Below are 16,330 nucleotides of genomic sequence, written 5' to 3' on the forward strand. Positions count from 1 at the left end.
GCTATTAATAAAAATTATATCATCTTTTATTTGATATAACTACCTGTCATAATTCAAGCTATTCAATTTTAAATATTTTCAAAAGTATTTATTTATCTTTAACTATCTGATTAATGCTAACCTCTATTTTGCTCATATAAAATAACATCTGATTAACTATGTTAATGATCTTCTTTAGCAAAATCCAAAAGCCATCATAAATTTATATAATGCTATTTTCTTTAATTCATAATATCTATTTTTACTTATTTTTAACTCATCCATTACCTCGCTAGCACTTATTATATTGCCCTCAAAATAACACCTTTTAATTATTGTTTGTGATTTATAATCTAACTTATAAAGTACACTCTCTATAACATTAACTAAAGTTCTTTTATACTCATCATCAATTGCTTTCCTTGCAGTTGGATCTGATGGTGAACAACTCTTTTCAAAAACCTTGTCCCATCTTGTTGCTTCTCCTAGACCTGGAGTCTCTAAGCTTATTACATAATAACTATACCTTTCTAAATTATCCTCAACGTGTTTCTTAAACTTTCTATAGCAATCTTCATTTATTAACATAATCCACTCTCACTCTCTTTTAGTTTTTATTTATTTTATCTAAGATGTTCATGACGAACACCTTTTAAGAATTTTAAAATTTAATCTTCCACTAAAGAATTTCTACATACATTACACTTTATTGTAAAGCCTTCCTTATTCAATTGTAATACCTACTATATTTGAATGGCGTATTAGTACCATAGAACTTCTTTTAAGTTTATATATTCCTCTGCATCACACATATGAAACATATCTTCACACCAGCCACCTTCATCATGGTCATATTTGTAATAATAAACTTCACCATCTTCATTTATAAATGGATTAGTTATAGAATCATATGCTGGTGCTCCTACTGGATAATATGTCATAACTTCTTTATTTAAAAATGGACAATATATTGTGCCCCACTCATTCATATCTGATTTCCATTCAAGTTCTATATCCGAATCTATTGGCTCAACTCCTAATATTGCATAGTCTTTATTTAATCCTTCTATATCTGTTAAGATATAAATAATTTGTCTTAATACCTTTTTCCCACTAAAATTACTATAAACATCATCTTTCATAGTCTCATATTTTTCATGTGGATTAAATTCTTTAAGTATTAATATATCTTCAATTTCAAAATCCCTATCATTTTTTCTTAATTCAAAAGATTTCTTCTCACTTTTAACATCATTAAAATATTGTGGTAATATCTTCAGTTCATGCATTTTCATTCTCTCAAACCCTCTCTTTTATTTATTTTTATTTTGTAATAGTTTCAAACTAATTCCTAACTCTAACATATTTAAATATCAATCCATTTTATTTACTCCATCTTATTTACTGATTTCAAATCATTTATTCTTATCCATTCATGCCAACATCTTCTACCATTTTTTATTACTCTTACTCTGACTAGTTTTTTGTTAAGATGTATGAATTTTATTAATCCTTGTAGTTTTTCATTCTTAAAGTTGAATTCAACTAAATCATTTATTTTAAGCTCTTTTGCAATCATTAATCCTCCCCCTTACTTTCTTTCAAAGCTTTTTCTATAGCTTTATTTATAGCCATTCCGCTAAAATAATACTCAATAGCTTTGCATATTATTTTTTCTAGCTTTGAATCAATCACTTTTGGTTATCTCCTTGTACTTACATTTCATGAATTCCTTTTTCCACTTAGAGTATATTTTCTCTACTTGCTTATCTGAAAGTCTAAACATATTTTTTAATCTTATTTTTATAACTTTTGGATTCATGTATGATATTTCTTCAAGGTACTCAAATATCTCATCCATGGTTTTATTCTCCTTAAGATTTTTTAACTTCTAGGATAATTGCTGGGCCTTCACCTTTTATGTATCTGCTCCTACTATCATCACATCCTGCTGCTTGAACTTTATGGACTTCATTTTTCTTAATTTCCATACTCCTTATACCATCCCTATTTTGTAATTCAAGTATTAATTCACTTAATGTTGCTTGTCTTAAATCAGCCATTTACACTCCTCCTTAATCCCAACCTAGTAGTTTTTTTTCTAAATCATCATAGTCGTAATCTCTGCCTTTGAAGTTATTAAATCTTAACTTTGGCTTCTCATTGCTGTTATGCTCTATTATTATTTTTTGATTTAAATAATTTTCAAACTTATTCCCAAATAGTGTTTGTGGTGTTAGATATTGCTCAAATTTTGTTCCTTTCCATTCCTTCACCTTCTTATCTATGACTTTCTTAAAATCATCAACACTATATCCATCATTGAATCTAGCAGATATTAGCTTAATAGTATTTCTAGAATTTGATTTATATCTAGCTCCTGTTTTTATGTTTAAATACTCAACTACCTCATCAACATCTTTTTTTATATATTTTTTATTAAGAGTTTTTTTAGTAGATGAGTTATTTAATAGATGAGTCTTTGTTGTACATTCTGATGCACACCCGGTGTTCATTTCTACACACACCCCCTCTACATTTTCATGCACACCCTGTTCATTCCTATGCATACCCTGTTCATTTTCATGCACACCCTTTCTTGCATTAGATGGCTTGGTCACTTTCTCATTAAGATTTTCTTCTTTTATATCTTTAGTGCTGCTTATAAGCTCAATATATTTAGGTCCTAAAGCGAAAAATGAATAAGTTCCTCCTTCTTTTTTGGTATAATGAGTTAAAATATCTAAATCTCTTAATTTAAGCATTCTTAGCATTATTGTTCTTTTACCTAACTCTAAGAAAGGCATTTCTTCTGCCATTGAATTATAATTAACCCAATAATATGCCTTACCTTCAATTATTTCAGCTTTCATTCTTCCTGTTTCTCTAAAATCAACAAAATATCTAAGTATAGCCATATCTTTCATATCAAGCTTTAATTCCATCATCTTTGAAACTGAAAATCCTAAAAATGAATATTGCATTCTCTTTATCTCCTTACTTAAATTACTAAATAATTCTAATTATATTTTTACTTTATACTTATTTAATGTTATAATAGAGATACGGATGGCGGTCCGTATCTTTTCGATTGATGAACCTTTTTATAAGGTTCTTTTTTATTTTAAAACCATTGAATTTCACCATTACGCTCTACTACATGAAGCCAAAACTTTTCATTCCCTTCTTTATCAACTATTCCAACAGTTAGGTTTCCATCTTTATCTAAGTTGCTCCAGGAAACTTTAAAATCAGTCCCACTTTCATATATTTCTTTAAATCTGCCTAATAAACTACTCATTATATTTCCTCCTATAACATTAACTTCGTAGCAAATATCTTAAGTTCCGATGCTCTCATTTCTAATTTGCTAAAAAAATCAATTATCGTTCCTAGTTCTTCTTTTTCTGATTCATCAATAACCCCATCTTCAACTATTTTAAATAAAAGCTTTTGGATCTTAGGGCTTTCTTCTAAAGTATTAGTTGTTAATACTGCAAATCTAAATAAATTATCAATATTTTCATTATCTATAGGCTGTATAATCTTTTTGCCTATTGGACATTCATTACAACAATAGTTATTTAATAATTCTGGAGCATTATATACATCTGCCATAATAACAACTTTATCTACTGGTACAACTTTGCATAAACCAAGTTCATACTGAGCTAAAGAATCTTTACTCCAACCTAACTCCTCACTTGCACTTTCTCTACTTGCAAATTTAGAATTATATTTTGCGGCTTCAATTCTTGCTTTACAATAAGGGTTTTCATTTGCTTTACTAACTGCTCTTGTCATTTTTATACCTCCTAAAACTTAACAATAATAAATTTATGTAGCTTCTAAATTTATCCATATTCAATTTAAAAGTTAAATTGAACATGAGATAATTAATATAAAGAAAAATATTACATATCTACTTTTAAGAATATTTAATCTATACTTTTCTTATGAAGCTATTCAACATCTTTATCTGCGGCCTTAACCTTTTGCATAATAATTGTGCCCCAGTTTGGGCCGTATTGCTTTTCTAAACCTTCTATCATAGACTTGTAATATCTATCACTTAAAGCTTCAAGTTCTTCTTCTGTGCTTGGGTAATTTAAACAAATAGCTGTTAAATCACTTTTGTCACTTTTAAATTCTTTAATACAAGCCATAATCTATACTCCTTAAAACTATTTATAATCTAGTATATTTTTATAAAAATTATTGGTTACCCCTATTAAGTCTTTTTAGGATTTCCATAGCCTTACATACTTCTTTCAACTCAACAAGCATATCTATCTCTATTTTCAATAAGATTTAATTCTTTTCCATTTCGCATATTCTCACCCTCCTTGTAGTCATTTTGTTTACCTAATTTTCAAAAAAAATTTCTTCAATTGTCATCTTAAAATATTCTGAAATAATTTTTGCTTGTTCAAGTGATATCTTTCTATCACCATTTTCTAACTTACCATAACCACTTTTATGCTTATACCCAAGTAAACTTGCTAATTCAGCTTGACTTATATTATTTTCTTCCCTAATTTTTTTTAATTTATTATACAAGCAAATTATCTCCCTTCTAGTAGTCTTTTTGTTTACTTAAATTAAGTATAATAGTCGTTTTGACTACTGTCAAGTAGTTTTTTTGTTTTTGTAATCTTTTTGTCTACATCTTTTAAAGTAGTCATTTTGTATATTATAATATAATTGTAAAGGAGTTGATTCTATGCAATCATTCGGTGAAAGATTAAGAAGCCTAAGATTAGAAAAAGATATGACACAAGAAGACGTTGCTTCATACTTCGGTCTTCATAAAACACGTATATCTCAATATGAATTGAATAAGCGTCAAGCTGATGATGATATGAAAAAAAAATTAGCTGAATTTTTTGGTGTTTCTTTAGATTATCTAATGGGTAATACCGATATACGAGAATCAGCAGATGAAATTTTAAACAAAAAAGAGCCTACTATAGCTCTTCATAGTGATTATGAATATGATGAACTTCCAGACGAGGCTAAAAAAGAAATTGAGAACTTTATAGAATATGTTAAAGCTAAATATAAAAAATAAGGTGTTCGTGAGGGCACTATTATTTTTTCATTTGTTATGTAATTATTTAACATAATATTAATAATATAACTATTTAAATTGAAGGGAGATTTTATGAGTACAATTGCAAATAATTTTAATTTAATAATGGGTCCAAGAACTATAACTGATGCTCTTGGTAGTAAAATAATTGAACTTGATAGTATTGTAATTGCTGAATTAATTAAAAATTCTAAAGATGCCCATGCCAAAAAAGTTACTATTAACTTTAGTGACTACAAAAACTCAATTACTATTTGGGATAATGGCGATGGTATGAGTATTGAAGAAATAAAAGACAAATGGGGTGTAGTTGCATCTAACAATAAATCAAATGAGGTAGATACTTTAGGTGGAAAAGGAATCGGAAGATTTAGTATTTTCAAGCTTTGCAATAGCTTCACAATAATCACTAAGAAAGAACATTCTAATGAATATAAATTCACTTTTGATATAAAAGATTTATATAATCATAAATCTGCTGAAGATTATACAATATCAATTATTGAAAGTCCAGTTCCAGAAATATTTAAAACTAAATCTTCTAAAGGTACATATATTATAATGAATGAAATGAATGAAATAAATCTTGATGAGATATATTCAAATACACAAAACCTTATTTTACATAACTCTAATACTATTAAAAATATGGATGTTCAATATATTTATCCATCAGAATTCAAAAAATCATCACCGCTCTCTCCAGAAATTGCTGTTAAATCTGCTCCTTTTCACTGTGAAGCAACTTTTGAAGGATCTAATATATTAAATTATGACTTTAAAGTTTCATTAAATGATAAAGTAGTATATACTTCAAATGATTTTTCTAGAATAAGAAAAAATTTTTCTAAATTAGATTCAAATGTCTCTTTAGGAAAAATTAAATTTACTCTCTCATCATTTTATTTGGATGTACTATTTTTAAACCATTATGAAATAAATAAGAAAAATCTTGAAGAAAACTTTTTGAATTATTTTTGCGGAGTTTCAGTTTATCGTAAAGATTTCAAGATTTATGGATTAGGTGAAAATGATTGGTTAGGATTAACAGAAAGAAGACTTGATAATCCTTCTAAAAGAATAAATAATAGGCAAATATATGCTTATCTTACTTTAGAATCACCTGATTCTAATCTGTTAGAAGAAAAAACAAGTAGAGAAGGTTTTATTCGCAGTAAATACTTAGACTATCTTAAAGAAACTCTTATAATTATTATTAAAAATTTTGAAAAAGACCTTTCTTTATTTAGGCCTCAATTATATAACAAAAAGGAGAAAATAGGTCTATTTGATAATGAACTAGATAATAGTAATAAAGGTACTTCTGAGAAAGATATACCTTCTGGTACTTCTGAGAAAGATACACCTTCTGGTACTTCTGAGAAAGATATACCTTCTGGTACTTCTGAGAAAGATACACCTTCTGATACTTCTGAGAAAGATACACCTTCTGGTACTTCTGAGAAAGATACACCTTCTGGTACTTCTGAGAAAGATACACCTTCTGGTACTTCTGAGAAAGATACACCTTCTGGTACTTCTGAGAAAGATACACCTTCTGGTACTTCTGGAAATGAAAAAAAAGCACCACCTACACCTAAATTTAATAAAAATATAATAATTGACTCAAGCTTTACTCCTTCAGAAAAAGCACCAGAAAAAATTAAGAGAATAATTTTTGAACTACAAAAATTAAATTCATTCTATATAAATTCTCAGGCATTACTATTAAGATGTTTGATAGATACATCTACACAATATTTTGCTGAAGGTAATAATTCAATCAATATAAATACTAATGATTTAAAGGGTAGTGTACTTAATGTATTAAATCATTTTTCAAATTCTGGTATTCTAGATAAAAAAATATGTGACAGGATACGTTCCTCAATAAAAAAAGATTCCATAATTAATTACTTCAATGGTGTTGCACACTATTATAATTACAGACCTGATTTTGATACAATAAAAAGCATATGGGACACATTTGAACCTTATATAGAAAAATGTATATCCAAATAATAAAAAACAACTGGTAAGCTACTCTATATGCTCCAGTTGTTTTTTTATACTTAATGCTATCATTTCCGCCATTAATGGTGGAACAGCATTTCCTATCTGTTTAAATGCAGCTGTCCTAGAATTTTCAAAATAGTAGTCATCTGGAAATGATTGAATTCTAGCTGCTTCTCTTACTGATAAGGATCTATTTTGATTTATATCAGGATGAATATAATAATGTCCATCTTTAGCCATATGTGCTACTACAGTGTGGCATATTCCTTCATATGGTACTATATTAAATCTATCAAGGAAAGAATCTCTATTAGAATGTGTCATTAGCTCTTCTGGTAATTCATTATATCTAAGTTTTCTTCCTTCACTATTCCAAGTCTCTACATACATTCTATATATTGATAAATCCCTCTCATTATTAAGCCTACATTCATGTTGAGATAGTACATTCCAATTTTTTCTCACATGAGTTTTTATTAAACATTCATTTGTATCCACTAAATATTCGTTATTATATTCTCCTGAATTAATAAACGGTAAATCACTAAATAAATCTCTTATAGTAAAATTTTTTCTCTTAATATTGAATGTAGGGTATCTAAAATCTATATCTTCTCTCCAACCTATTATTATAATTCTTCTTCTATCTTCTAGAACACCAAAATCTTTAGCATTTAATACCTTATAATCAATCTTATATCCAGCTTCACTAAAATTAATTTTCATATCTTCAAATATAGTTCCATTTTGGGCTGATAATAATCCTAATACATTCTCAAACACAAATACTTTTGGTCTATATCTATTTAAAAACTTAATGTATTCTAAATATAAATAATTTCTTCTATCACCTATCATTCCATTAGGATCTCTTGATCTGCCAATTACAGAATATGCTTGACATGGAGGACCTCCAATAATAACATCTACTTCTCTATTTCTTCTATTCTCATCAATCTTTTCAAATACATCTTCTATTGTATCTTCATTAATTTCTGCATTTATAATACTTTTAAATATTCTATTAGGTACGTTGCTATAAAGTTCTTCTCTAGATATTTCTCCTCTTAAATAGCTTTCATATATATAAAGTCTTCTATTTCTCTTTAAAAAATAAAATGCTTGCCTAGTTTGGAGGGTCATACAAGCAGCTTTGTCCATTTCGACATGTGCAAAAAACTTAAATCCTTTACGTTGAAAACCCTCAGATAATCCACCTGCTCCTGCAAACAAATCTATACAATACATTTTCCCCCCTCCTTTCATTGAAATTATACCAGGTTTGTTTTTATAAAACAATATTATTTAGTCATAATTTTATTTTTGTCAATCAAGTAAATTTATTTGACTTTTAGAACATATGTTCTTATAATAATTTATATTATTATTTCTCATAAGGGGTGACAAGTTATATGAAAAATATTGAAAATATTTTTGATATTATTGAAAAAGAAAATATCATTTATGAAGAAAGAAACTTAAGCAATTTAAAATCAAAAGGCCTATATCTTAAAATCTATGAAATTGCCCCTATAATTGCTATAGATAACTCAATAATAAATAACACTAGTATTTATATTTCTATTCTCTCCGAAGAACTAGGACATCATTTTACTACCTATGGTAATCTTTTAGAGCCAAGCAAGAGTTATGTAGATAAATTAATAAAACATAAGAAAGAAAATATAGCTAAAAAATGGGCAGCTAATTTTTTAATACCTGATGAAGATTTTGTAGCTGCTTTAAATAAATGTGTTGCTTCAAAATTCGAAATGGCTGAATATTTTGACGTCACAAATGAACTATTAGAATATAAAATTTTATCCATAGTTCATGATGAAAATAAGTACAAGTCTATAAAAGAAGATTTTATGAGTAAAGAAATACAATATAACCAGTGTACTGTGTAGTTCTAATAAATTAATTAACCTTTATAGTTTAACCTACATCAATTTAATTTTTAAGAGTTTTAGTGAATATTATATACAAAGGGGTGATTAAAATTAGAGCTGCAATATATGTTAGAAAATCTAGATTATCAGAAAAAGGTGAATCTATTAATAACCAAATAGAATTATGTAAAAAGTATTTTTCTAATCTTCACCTAGAAGACAATATTGAGTTTATTATATATCAAGATGAAGGCTTTAGTGGTGGAAATATTAATAGACCTGAGTTTCAAAAATTAATTAAAGATGTTAAAAAGAGAAGATTTAATTATTTAGTTTGCTATAAGCTTGATAGAATTTCAAGAAATGTAGCTGACTTTACTTCTACCCTAAAGATATTGGAAGAAAATAACGTCAACTTTATTTCTATAACTGAACAATTTGATACAACTTCTGTTATGGGTAGAGCCATGATTAATATATCTGCAACTTTTGCTCAAATGGAGCGTGAAACTATTGCTGAAAGAATAAGAGATAATATGCTTGAACTTTCTAAAACTGGTAGATGGCTAGGTGGTACTTGCCCATTAGGTTTTAAATCTATTCCTGTTGTTTATGAAAGTAATGGCCATAAGAAGAAAATGTATTCTCTTGAAGTTATAGATGAAGAAATTGAAATAGTAAAACTTATTTATAATATGTATATTGAAAAACATAGTTGCAGCCCCATTGCTCGTTATCTATGTACTAATAGCATTAAAGGAAAAAATGGTGGTGATTTTAGCCGTAATACAGTATTACAGATATTAACTAATCCTGTGTATTGTACTGCTGATAAAAAAGCTTTTGAATATTTTAAATCTAAAGGCTCTACCATTGAAGGTAATGCTAATTCTAGTAATGGTATTATGGCTTATAACAAGCGTAAAAATGGTAGGAAGGATAATCCTATGGATCAATGGATAATTTCAACTGGAGGCCATTTAGGGGTAATTCCTTCTGATAAATGGATACAATGTCAGCAAATATTAGATGCTGTAAGAAAAAAATCTAATAATAAATCTGGTACTGGTAATAAATTTTTATTGTCTGGATTATTAAAATGTGAACATTGTGGTTCTTCTATGTGCTCCTGGAGTAGAAATAATCCTAAAAACAATAAATATGAAAGATATTATAGATGTGAGCTTAAAAATAGAGCATCTAAAAGATGTACTTGCAAAATGTTAAATTCAGATAAAGCTGAAGCTTTTGTAATAGATCTATTAAAAAACTTTAATATAAAAATGCTTGATAATTTTAAAAGCAAATCAAATTCTATTAACGCTGCAAGCATTGAAAAAGAAAAAAATCTATTAAATAAATCTTTAAATGAAAATAATAAAATTATCTCTGGACTTATAAAAAAGATAGCTTTACTTGATGATATTGATATTCTTAAAGCTATTCAAAGTGAAATTAAGAATTTAAAAAGTGATAACGAAGTTATTGAAAAAAACATAAATGATTTATCTATAAAATCCTTCATTGTTGAAGATGAAACAGAAAATAAAAAAGCCTTCATAGAAAGCTTAAATTTATTTAAAAACACTATTGATTTTATAGATGATGTTGAAATAAAAAGAAATATGATAAAAAATTTAGTTGAGTACTTTACTTATAATAGTGATACAAAACAAATTAAATTTAAGATAAGACTATAAAGATATTGCAAAAGGAGACAGATTAAACAATAACTCTGCCTCCTTTTTTAAAATTATTCCTCTATTAATTTTATATCATCTATAACTGGTGGAAGAATTAATGGAATATTATTATTCATACTTTTAGTAATTGTCCCCAATAAATAACTAACTTCTGAAGCTACTGGATCCATTAGCTCTTCAATATTAGAAATAATATCTTCATTCTCTACCTCTTTTTCAAATTCAAGTACCACATTAAAATCCATAGAAGATTTAAACAGAAACTCTGGTACAAATAATGAATAAACTTTAACTTTTATATTTACTACTCCATTCTTATTCTCAACAATTTTATATTGCATATTTAATTTATAATTTATGTCAGCATCAGTATCAGTAATAATATCTCTAAATTTTATTTTTCTTAAAAATATTTTTCTATCTTCTAATTTCCCTAATTGCTTTCCCATTATTTCACTCCTAACTAATTATTATAGAATTTCCTATCTGCATTTTTATATATATTCCTCATCCAAATATCATCACTTTTTTTAATAACTGATTCTTGTATATCTCCAACGCCATTTTTATTAACAACATTTATCGTAATTTTTTTATCTCCAAAACTTTTCCCAATACCAATACTTATATAACTTTGTATTAACTGATTTATACTACAATTTTCTTCTTCAGCAATTCTTGCTAGTTCTCCATGTAAAAACTTAGGTAATCTTAAACTCAATTTACCACTAAATTCTTCTTCTTTAAACTTATTTGGTATAGGCAAACTAACACCATCTTCTATAGCAATATCTATAATATCATTTCCTACTGCGATAACCTCTGCCATAGCTTCCTCTACAGTTTCACCATCGCCCCAACAATCTAATTGTTGTATATAAGCTAGATATCCTCCTTCATCTTCAGGCGCCTTCATAATTTCAATTTTATAATCTTCCGCCTTAAACTTTTTCATAACACACACTCCCTTATATGTTTGACACTTTCATTATAATCCCATTACTTCTTCAAATGCCTTTATAGCTTTCTTAATATATATGGACTTTATAGGTTTAGCATACGGTATATTTACAAATCCATTTATGTCTTTTAATTTTTCATGTTTATAAAAGAAATGACTAGCTCTTGATCCATTTCTTTTAGTAAACCCCGCAACATTTACTAATAATCTATCTATCTCTTCAAATGTTACACTTTTAGGATTATTTTTTATTTTCTCATATAGTTTTTCATCTCGTCCCACACCATATCCTCCTATATAGTCTTACCTATAATTAATATTATATTCATTTGATACTATATATGATACCACTTTGTTAATCTAATGTAAATATTTATAAATTAATATTTTTTAATTCAATATAATACTTTCTAATTTGTGTAAGAGAATATGTTGCATCGGCACCTTGTCCTGTTGCTAAATCTATTTCTAATCCTTCTTCTTCGAATAATCCTTCATTTATAGCAACGTACATTGGAGCATAAAATACAGAACGAACAACTTCATTTAATCTAACCTTTGTTAATTCATTATTAGAATTTTTATTATCTTTTGAGCAAGAAATAAAACTAAGGCTTGTGATACCTATTAATGCTATTAGAGATGCAACTTTAATTAATTTACTTTTCATTCAAACCTCCTTAAGGTTTCTAATTGTTATCATAATTTATAATATGAGTTCAGAGCAAATTTTGTTAAAAAATAAGATATTTTAATTTATACTAGGTATTTCTGTAACCGATTATATTTAAAAGTAAGTTATGTAAATTTTATTATTGCATTTACATCTTTATTTAATAGTGATAAATTATTAATTGGATAGTTTAAGGAGGTCACAAAATGAAAATTTTTAGAGAAGCAATAATAATTCTTGGTATTTACTTAATTGGAGAACTTATTTCTAAAGGTCTTTCGTTACCTATACCTGGTAATATATTAGGAATGATAATCTTATTAATATTACTATGTAGCAAGACAATTAAAGTTGAAAAAGTTGAAACTGTATCTAACTTCTTTTTAGATCACCTTGCCTTTTTCTTCATTCCTGCTGGTGTAGGACTTATTACATCCTTTGATTCTATTAAAGATAGTTTAATACTTATTATACTATTATGCATAATTACTACATCTATCGTTATAGTAGTCACAGGAAGTGTAGTTCAATTTGTTATGAATTTCCAAAAGAGAAAAACTAAGAAAGGATATGAATTAAAATAATGAACATTTTAACTGAAAACATCTTATTTGGACTAGTAATTTCGCTAATAGCCTTTGAAATCGGACTTTTTATCTATAAAAAAACAAAAATCCCACTATTTAATCCACTACTAATATCTATAGCATTAGTAATTGGATTTTTAGTATTATTTAATATAGATTTTGATGTTTATAATAAAGGTGGACAATTTATAAATATGTTTCTAGGACCTGCTACAGTAGTTTTGGCAGTACCTTTATATAAACAATTGCAATTACTTAAAGAACACTTATTACCAATAGTGACAGGTATATTGATTGGAAGTAGTGTTGGAATAGCTTCTGTTTTCTTAATAGGTAATATTTTTGGAATGGAAAATATACTTACTATCTCTTTACTTTCAAAATCTGTTACTACACCTATAGGAATAGAAATTACAAATCAACTTGGGGGATTAGCTCCTGTAACAGTATTGTCCATAATTCTATCTGGAATAATCGGTGCTGTGGTAGGACCTATTCTTTGTAAGGTATTTAAGATTAAAGAAAGGGTTGCAGTTGGAATTTCATTAGGAACTGCTGCACATGCTGTAGGAACAACAAAGGCATTAGAACTTGGTGAAACTGAAGGAGCTATGAGTTCTTTATCTATTGGAATTGCAGGTATAATGACAGTATTTTTAGCTCCAGCTTTATATAGTTTATTTTTAATATTTATAAAATAAACTAAAATAAAACTAGTAAAGTTTAATTATATGTTAAACTTTACTAGTTTTATTTTATTGGTTCTTTATTTTTAATAGCTTTGTATTTAAAAGTCCTATATTAGAATTATTCAATACTCTAGAAGTATTCTTCCTAGTATAAGCTTCTAATTTAACCATAAATTCATCTGGTTTAATTTCTTTATCATTTACCATCTTTAAGCCCTTTTCCCAAGAAGCTGTCAAAGATGGATTTAAAAGCGAAGGAATAGATACACTAATTGCTTCATAAATCATTTCTCCAAGTTCTGTTGGAGTTATAACTTGTGTTTTTTTATTTGATTGTATGTATTCTATATTAATTAATTTTTTTAATATTTCTGCCCTAGTTGCTGAAGTTCCTATACCAGCACCCTTTATATGCCCGCGTAACTCTTCATCTTCTATTAACTTACCTGCATTTTCCATAGCAATTATCATTGAACCTGTTGTATATCTCTTTGGAGGAGATGTTTCTCCCTCTTTTATTTCTAACTCATTTATATTTAATTTTGTTCCTTTTCTTAAATTCTCTGGAAAGGCTTCTTGTTCTTCATCTTTTTCATTCCCAAGAACAATTAAATATCCTCTATCAACACATATCTTTTTATTTAAAATAAAATTTTCCTTCCCAACTGAAATTGTAATAGACATTTTGCTATATTGCGCTGGTGGATAGAAAATAGATAAAAATCTTCTAAGTATAATATAATAAACTTGTTTATCTAGACTAGGTAATTTACTTAGAGTATCTTTTCCTTCCCCTGTAGGTATAATAGCATAGTGATCTGTAATTTTACTATCATCCACGTATTTACTTTTCATTATAGACTTTGAATAATCTTTTTCTAGTATCTCACTTGTAATATTAGTTAATTCTTCTCCAAGTGGCATATTTTTGAGTTTTATTATATTACCTTTTATTCCTTTTGCAACTGCAGTAGATAGCACTCTTGCATCTGTTCTTGGATATGTAACCATCTTTTTTTCATACAATCCTTGAACTATTTTTAATGTTTCATCAGGACTTATTTTGAATCTCTTTGTGCATTCATTTTGTAATTCTGCTAAGTTATATAAAAGTGGTGCATTCTTTTTTTCCTTTGTTTTTTTGACTTCCTTAACTGTTCCAAAGCCAATATCTCTTAAATCCTTAATTAAAATTTCAGCATCTTCTTTTTTTTTGAATCCTACTTCATTATAAAGCTTTGGAGATTCAAAATACTCAGATCCTTCTATTGCTTTCCAATCACCTTTTATAATAGACTCATCATTATCCCTAATAAAGTCTCCAGATATCTTATAAAAAGATGTCTTTTTAAAACTTCTTATTTCTCTTTCTCTTTCTACTACCATTCCAAGAACGCAAGTCATCACTCTTCCAACCGCTACCACCACATTCTTATCTTTTCTTAATACATTAGCTAGTGTCTTTCCATACATAAGAGTCAATAACCTTGAAAAATTTATACCAAAGATATAATCTTCCTTTGCTCTTAAATATGCTGAATGTGCTAATGAATCATATTCTGATAGTGGTTTTGCTTCTTTAATACCTCTTTTTATTTCTTCTTCTGTTTGAGAGTCAATCCAAACTCTTTTTTTTATCTTATTGGGTTTACCAGCCATATCATCTACTAATCTATATATATATTCTCCTTCTCTTCCAGAGTCAGTACATACATATATACTATCAACATCTTCTCTATTCATTAAACTACTAACAATATTAAATTGAGCTGAAGCTGAAGAAATAACTTCATATTTATACTCAGTAGGTAAAAAGGGTAAATCTCTCAAGTTCCAAAATTTTAATTTTTCGTCATAAGCTTCTGGATAACTCATAGTAACCATATGACCTACACACCATGTAAAAATGCTTTTTTCTCCCTCTATATATCCATTGCTTCTTTTCCCCTTAACATTAAGTAGCTTTACAAAATCCATAGCTACTGATGGTTTTTCTGCTATAAATAAAGTTTTCCCCATAGAAACTTCCTTTCCAAATGAAATAAACCTTCAGAAGAAGGCTTATTAATATTATACTACATATTAAATTACATTTCATTAAGTAACCAAATAAAATAATTCAAAACTCCTGCAAATATAAGCCATAACATATATGGAGTTATTAAAAATGCAGATATTTTATCTACTCTAATAAATTTAATAAATGTTATTATTACTAAAACAAATAGTATTATAATCCAAAAAAATGAAATTGCATATAGTCTAAATGTAAAAAATATAAAACTCCACATCAAATTAAATATAAGTTGAACTAGATAGAAGAAATACGCTCCCTTGTCATCAATCCCTTGCTTATTTCTCATATATATTCTATATGCTGCAATTCCCATCAATATATATAATATGTTCCATACTATTGGAAATACAATAGCTGGCGGATTAAAAAAGGGCTTTTTTAAAGTCTCATATGTAGCAATAGAGTTTTTATTAAGATATCCTACTATAAATCCAGATACTACTGGTATTAGTATATTAGTTATTAAAGGTATTAATTTAAATTTACCATTTACTTTAAATATATTTAAACTTTTATGTTTCTTAGGAGTTTTTTTATGTCTTATTTTCTTAGGCTTCTTAATATCCTTTTTATTAAATTTCTTTTTATTGAGTTTATTTCCCTTATTCTTCATTTAATGCACCTCTATATAATATTCATTATTATATATGCATTAATATTT

General features: G+C 27.3%; 23 protein-coding genes. 6 read left to right on the forward strand and 17 right to left on the reverse strand.

The features are described from left to right. Positions 1-174 precede the first annotated feature (174 nt). The 10 genes from CSBG_RS11145 to CSBG_RS11185 all read right to left on the reverse strand — a co-directional run bounded on the left by CSBG_RS11145 (position 175) and on the right by CSBG_RS11185 (position 4,539). Positions 175-567 (reverse strand): ArpU family phage packaging/lysis transcriptional regulator, encoded by a 393-nt coding sequence (locus tag CSBG_RS11145; protein WP_008679567.1) that lies wholly within the window; start codon positions 565-567, stop codon positions 175-177. A 173-nt stretch (positions 568-740) separates the two neighbouring features. Further along, the gene (locus CSBG_RS18585; protein WP_008679568.1) at positions 741-1,274 is read right to left on the reverse strand and encodes a DUF3850 domain-containing protein; all 534 of its coding nucleotides are present in this window, start codon (positions 1,272-1,274) and stop codon (positions 741-743) included. Positions 1,275-1,366: 92 nt separating this feature from the next. Then, entirely contained in the window at positions 1,367-1,558 is a 192-nt protein-coding gene (locus CSBG_RS11160) for a hypothetical protein (RefSeq protein ID WP_008679570.1), read from the reverse strand. A gap of 108 nt (positions 1,559-1,666) precedes the next feature. Further along, on the reverse strand, positions 1,667-1,840 hold the full coding sequence (locus CSBG_RS18305; RefSeq protein WP_008679573.1) for a hypothetical protein: 174 nt from the start codon (positions 1,838-1,840) through the stop codon (positions 1,667-1,669). Between the two features lie 13 nt (positions 1,841-1,853). Next, positions 1,854-2,042: a BC1881 family protein gene (locus tag CSBG_RS11165; RefSeq protein ID WP_008679575.1), complete on the reverse strand. Its 189-nt coding sequence runs from the start codon at positions 2,040-2,042 to the stop codon at positions 1,854-1,856. Between the two features lie 12 nt (positions 2,043-2,054). Then, complete coding sequence (locus tag CSBG_RS11170; protein ID WP_008679577.1) at positions 2,055-2,963, reverse strand: conserved phage C-terminal domain-containing protein; 909 nt, start codon at positions 2,961-2,963, stop codon at positions 2,055-2,057. 140 nt (positions 2,964-3,103) lie between these two features. Next, entirely contained in the window at positions 3,104-3,280 is a 177-nt protein-coding gene (locus CSBG_RS18310; RefSeq protein WP_008679580.1) for a hypothetical protein, read from the reverse strand. Between the two features lie 11 nt (positions 3,281-3,291). Beyond that, a complete protein-coding gene (locus CSBG_RS11175) occupies positions 3,292-3,783 on the reverse strand; it encodes a helix-turn-helix transcriptional regulator (protein ID WP_008679583.1) in 492 nt (163 codons plus the stop codon). 158 nt (positions 3,784-3,941) lie between these two features. Continuing rightward, complete coding sequence (locus tag CSBG_RS11180) at positions 3,942-4,145, reverse strand: hypothetical protein (protein ID WP_008679584.1); 204 nt, start codon at positions 4,143-4,145, stop codon at positions 3,942-3,944. Between the two features lie 199 nt (positions 4,146-4,344). After that, on the reverse strand, positions 4,345-4,539 hold the full coding sequence (locus CSBG_RS11185) for a helix-turn-helix transcriptional regulator (protein WP_008679585.1): 195 nt from the start codon (positions 4,537-4,539) through the stop codon (positions 4,345-4,347). 163 nt (positions 4,540-4,702) lie between these two features. Here CSBG_RS11185 and CSBG_RS11190 point away from each other — a divergent pair, with 163 nt between their 5' ends. Both CSBG_RS11190 and CSBG_RS11195 read left to right on the forward strand, forming a co-directional pair. Next, complete coding sequence (locus CSBG_RS11190; protein ID WP_008679587.1) at positions 4,703-5,050, forward strand: helix-turn-helix transcriptional regulator; 348 nt, start codon at positions 4,703-4,705, stop codon at positions 5,048-5,050. Positions 5,051-5,143: 93 nt separating this feature from the next. Then, the gene (locus CSBG_RS11195) at positions 5,144-7,093 is read left to right on the forward strand and encodes an ATP-binding protein (RefSeq protein WP_008679589.1); all 1,950 of its coding nucleotides are present in this window, start codon (positions 5,144-5,146) and stop codon (positions 7,091-7,093) included. An 18-nt stretch (positions 7,094-7,111) separates the two neighbouring features. Here CSBG_RS11195 and dcm read toward each other — a convergent pair whose 3' ends face one another. Continuing rightward, on the reverse strand, positions 7,112-8,335 hold the full coding sequence (dcm, locus tag CSBG_RS11200; RefSeq protein ID WP_008679590.1) for a DNA (cytosine-5-)-methyltransferase: 1,224 nt from the start codon (positions 8,333-8,335) through the stop codon (positions 7,112-7,114). A gap of 164 nt (positions 8,336-8,499) precedes the next feature. Between dcm and CSBG_RS11205 the strand changes: the two genes are divergently transcribed. Both CSBG_RS11205 and CSBG_RS11210 read left to right on the forward strand, forming a co-directional pair. Beyond that, positions 8,500-8,997, forward strand: a complete 498-nt coding sequence (locus tag CSBG_RS11205) for an ImmA/IrrE family metallo-endopeptidase (protein WP_008679592.1) — start codon at positions 8,500-8,502, stop codon at positions 8,995-8,997. Positions 8,998-9,080: 83 nt separating this feature from the next. Next, positions 9,081-10,679 carry a recombinase family protein gene (locus tag CSBG_RS11210; protein ID WP_167507307.1) on the forward strand — a complete coding sequence of 533 codons (1,599 nt, stop codon included), beginning with the start codon at positions 9,081-9,083 and terminating at the stop codon, positions 10,677-10,679. 53 nt (positions 10,680-10,732) lie between these two features. Here CSBG_RS11210 and CSBG_RS11215 read toward each other — a convergent pair whose 3' ends face one another. The 4 genes from CSBG_RS11215 to CSBG_RS11230 form a co-directional block, all read right to left on the reverse strand. Further along, positions 10,733-11,131 (reverse strand): hypothetical protein, encoded by a 399-nt coding sequence (locus CSBG_RS11215; protein WP_008679596.1) that lies wholly within the window; start codon positions 11,129-11,131, stop codon positions 10,733-10,735. A gap of 14 nt (positions 11,132-11,145) precedes the next feature. Then, a complete protein-coding gene (locus CSBG_RS11220; RefSeq protein WP_008679598.1) occupies positions 11,146-11,637 on the reverse strand; it encodes a toxin-antitoxin system HicB family antitoxin in 492 nt (163 codons plus the stop codon). 33 nt (positions 11,638-11,670) lie between these two features. Beyond that, positions 11,671-11,925, reverse strand: a complete 255-nt coding sequence (locus CSBG_RS11225; RefSeq protein WP_008679599.1) for a hypothetical protein — start codon at positions 11,923-11,925, stop codon at positions 11,671-11,673. 91 nt (positions 11,926-12,016) lie between these two features. Beyond that, positions 12,017-12,313, reverse strand: coding sequence for an ABC transporter substrate-binding protein (locus CSBG_RS11230; protein WP_008679601.1), 297 nt, complete (start codon positions 12,311-12,313; stop codon positions 12,017-12,019). Between the two features lie 209 nt (positions 12,314-12,522). Between CSBG_RS11230 and CSBG_RS11235 the strand changes: the two genes are divergently transcribed. Together CSBG_RS11235 and CSBG_RS11240 are read left to right on the forward strand one after the other, a co-directional pair. Then, the gene (locus tag CSBG_RS11235; protein ID WP_008679603.1) at positions 12,523-12,900 is read left to right on the forward strand and encodes a CidA/LrgA family protein; all 378 of its coding nucleotides are present in this window, start codon (positions 12,523-12,525) and stop codon (positions 12,898-12,900) included. Next, complete coding sequence (locus CSBG_RS11240; RefSeq protein ID WP_008679606.1) at positions 12,900-13,604, forward strand: LrgB family protein; 705 nt, start codon at positions 12,900-12,902, stop codon at positions 13,602-13,604. The genes CSBG_RS11235 and CSBG_RS11240 overlap by 1 nt, the downstream gene beginning before the upstream one ends. A gap of 54 nt (positions 13,605-13,658) precedes the next feature. Here the strand turns inward: CSBG_RS11240 and CSBG_RS11245 are convergent, their stop codons facing one another. Both CSBG_RS11245 and CSBG_RS11250 read right to left on the reverse strand, forming a co-directional pair. Beyond that, positions 13,659-15,611 carry a DNA topoisomerase gene (locus CSBG_RS11245; RefSeq protein WP_008679608.1) on the reverse strand — a complete coding sequence of 651 codons (1,953 nt, stop codon included), beginning with the start codon at positions 15,609-15,611 and terminating at the stop codon, positions 13,659-13,661. Positions 15,612-15,679: 68 nt separating this feature from the next. Further along, positions 15,680-16,282, reverse strand: coding sequence for a TspO/MBR family protein (locus CSBG_RS11250; RefSeq protein ID WP_008679609.1), 603 nt, complete (start codon positions 16,280-16,282; stop codon positions 15,680-15,682). Positions 16,283-16,330 lie beyond the last annotated feature (48 nt).

The sequence above is a fragment of the Clostridium sp. 7_2_43FAA genome (genome assembly GCF_000158375.2).
In the GTDB taxonomy this organism is placed as follows: Bacteria; Bacillota; Clostridia; order Clostridiales; family Clostridiaceae; genus Clostridium; species Clostridium tertium.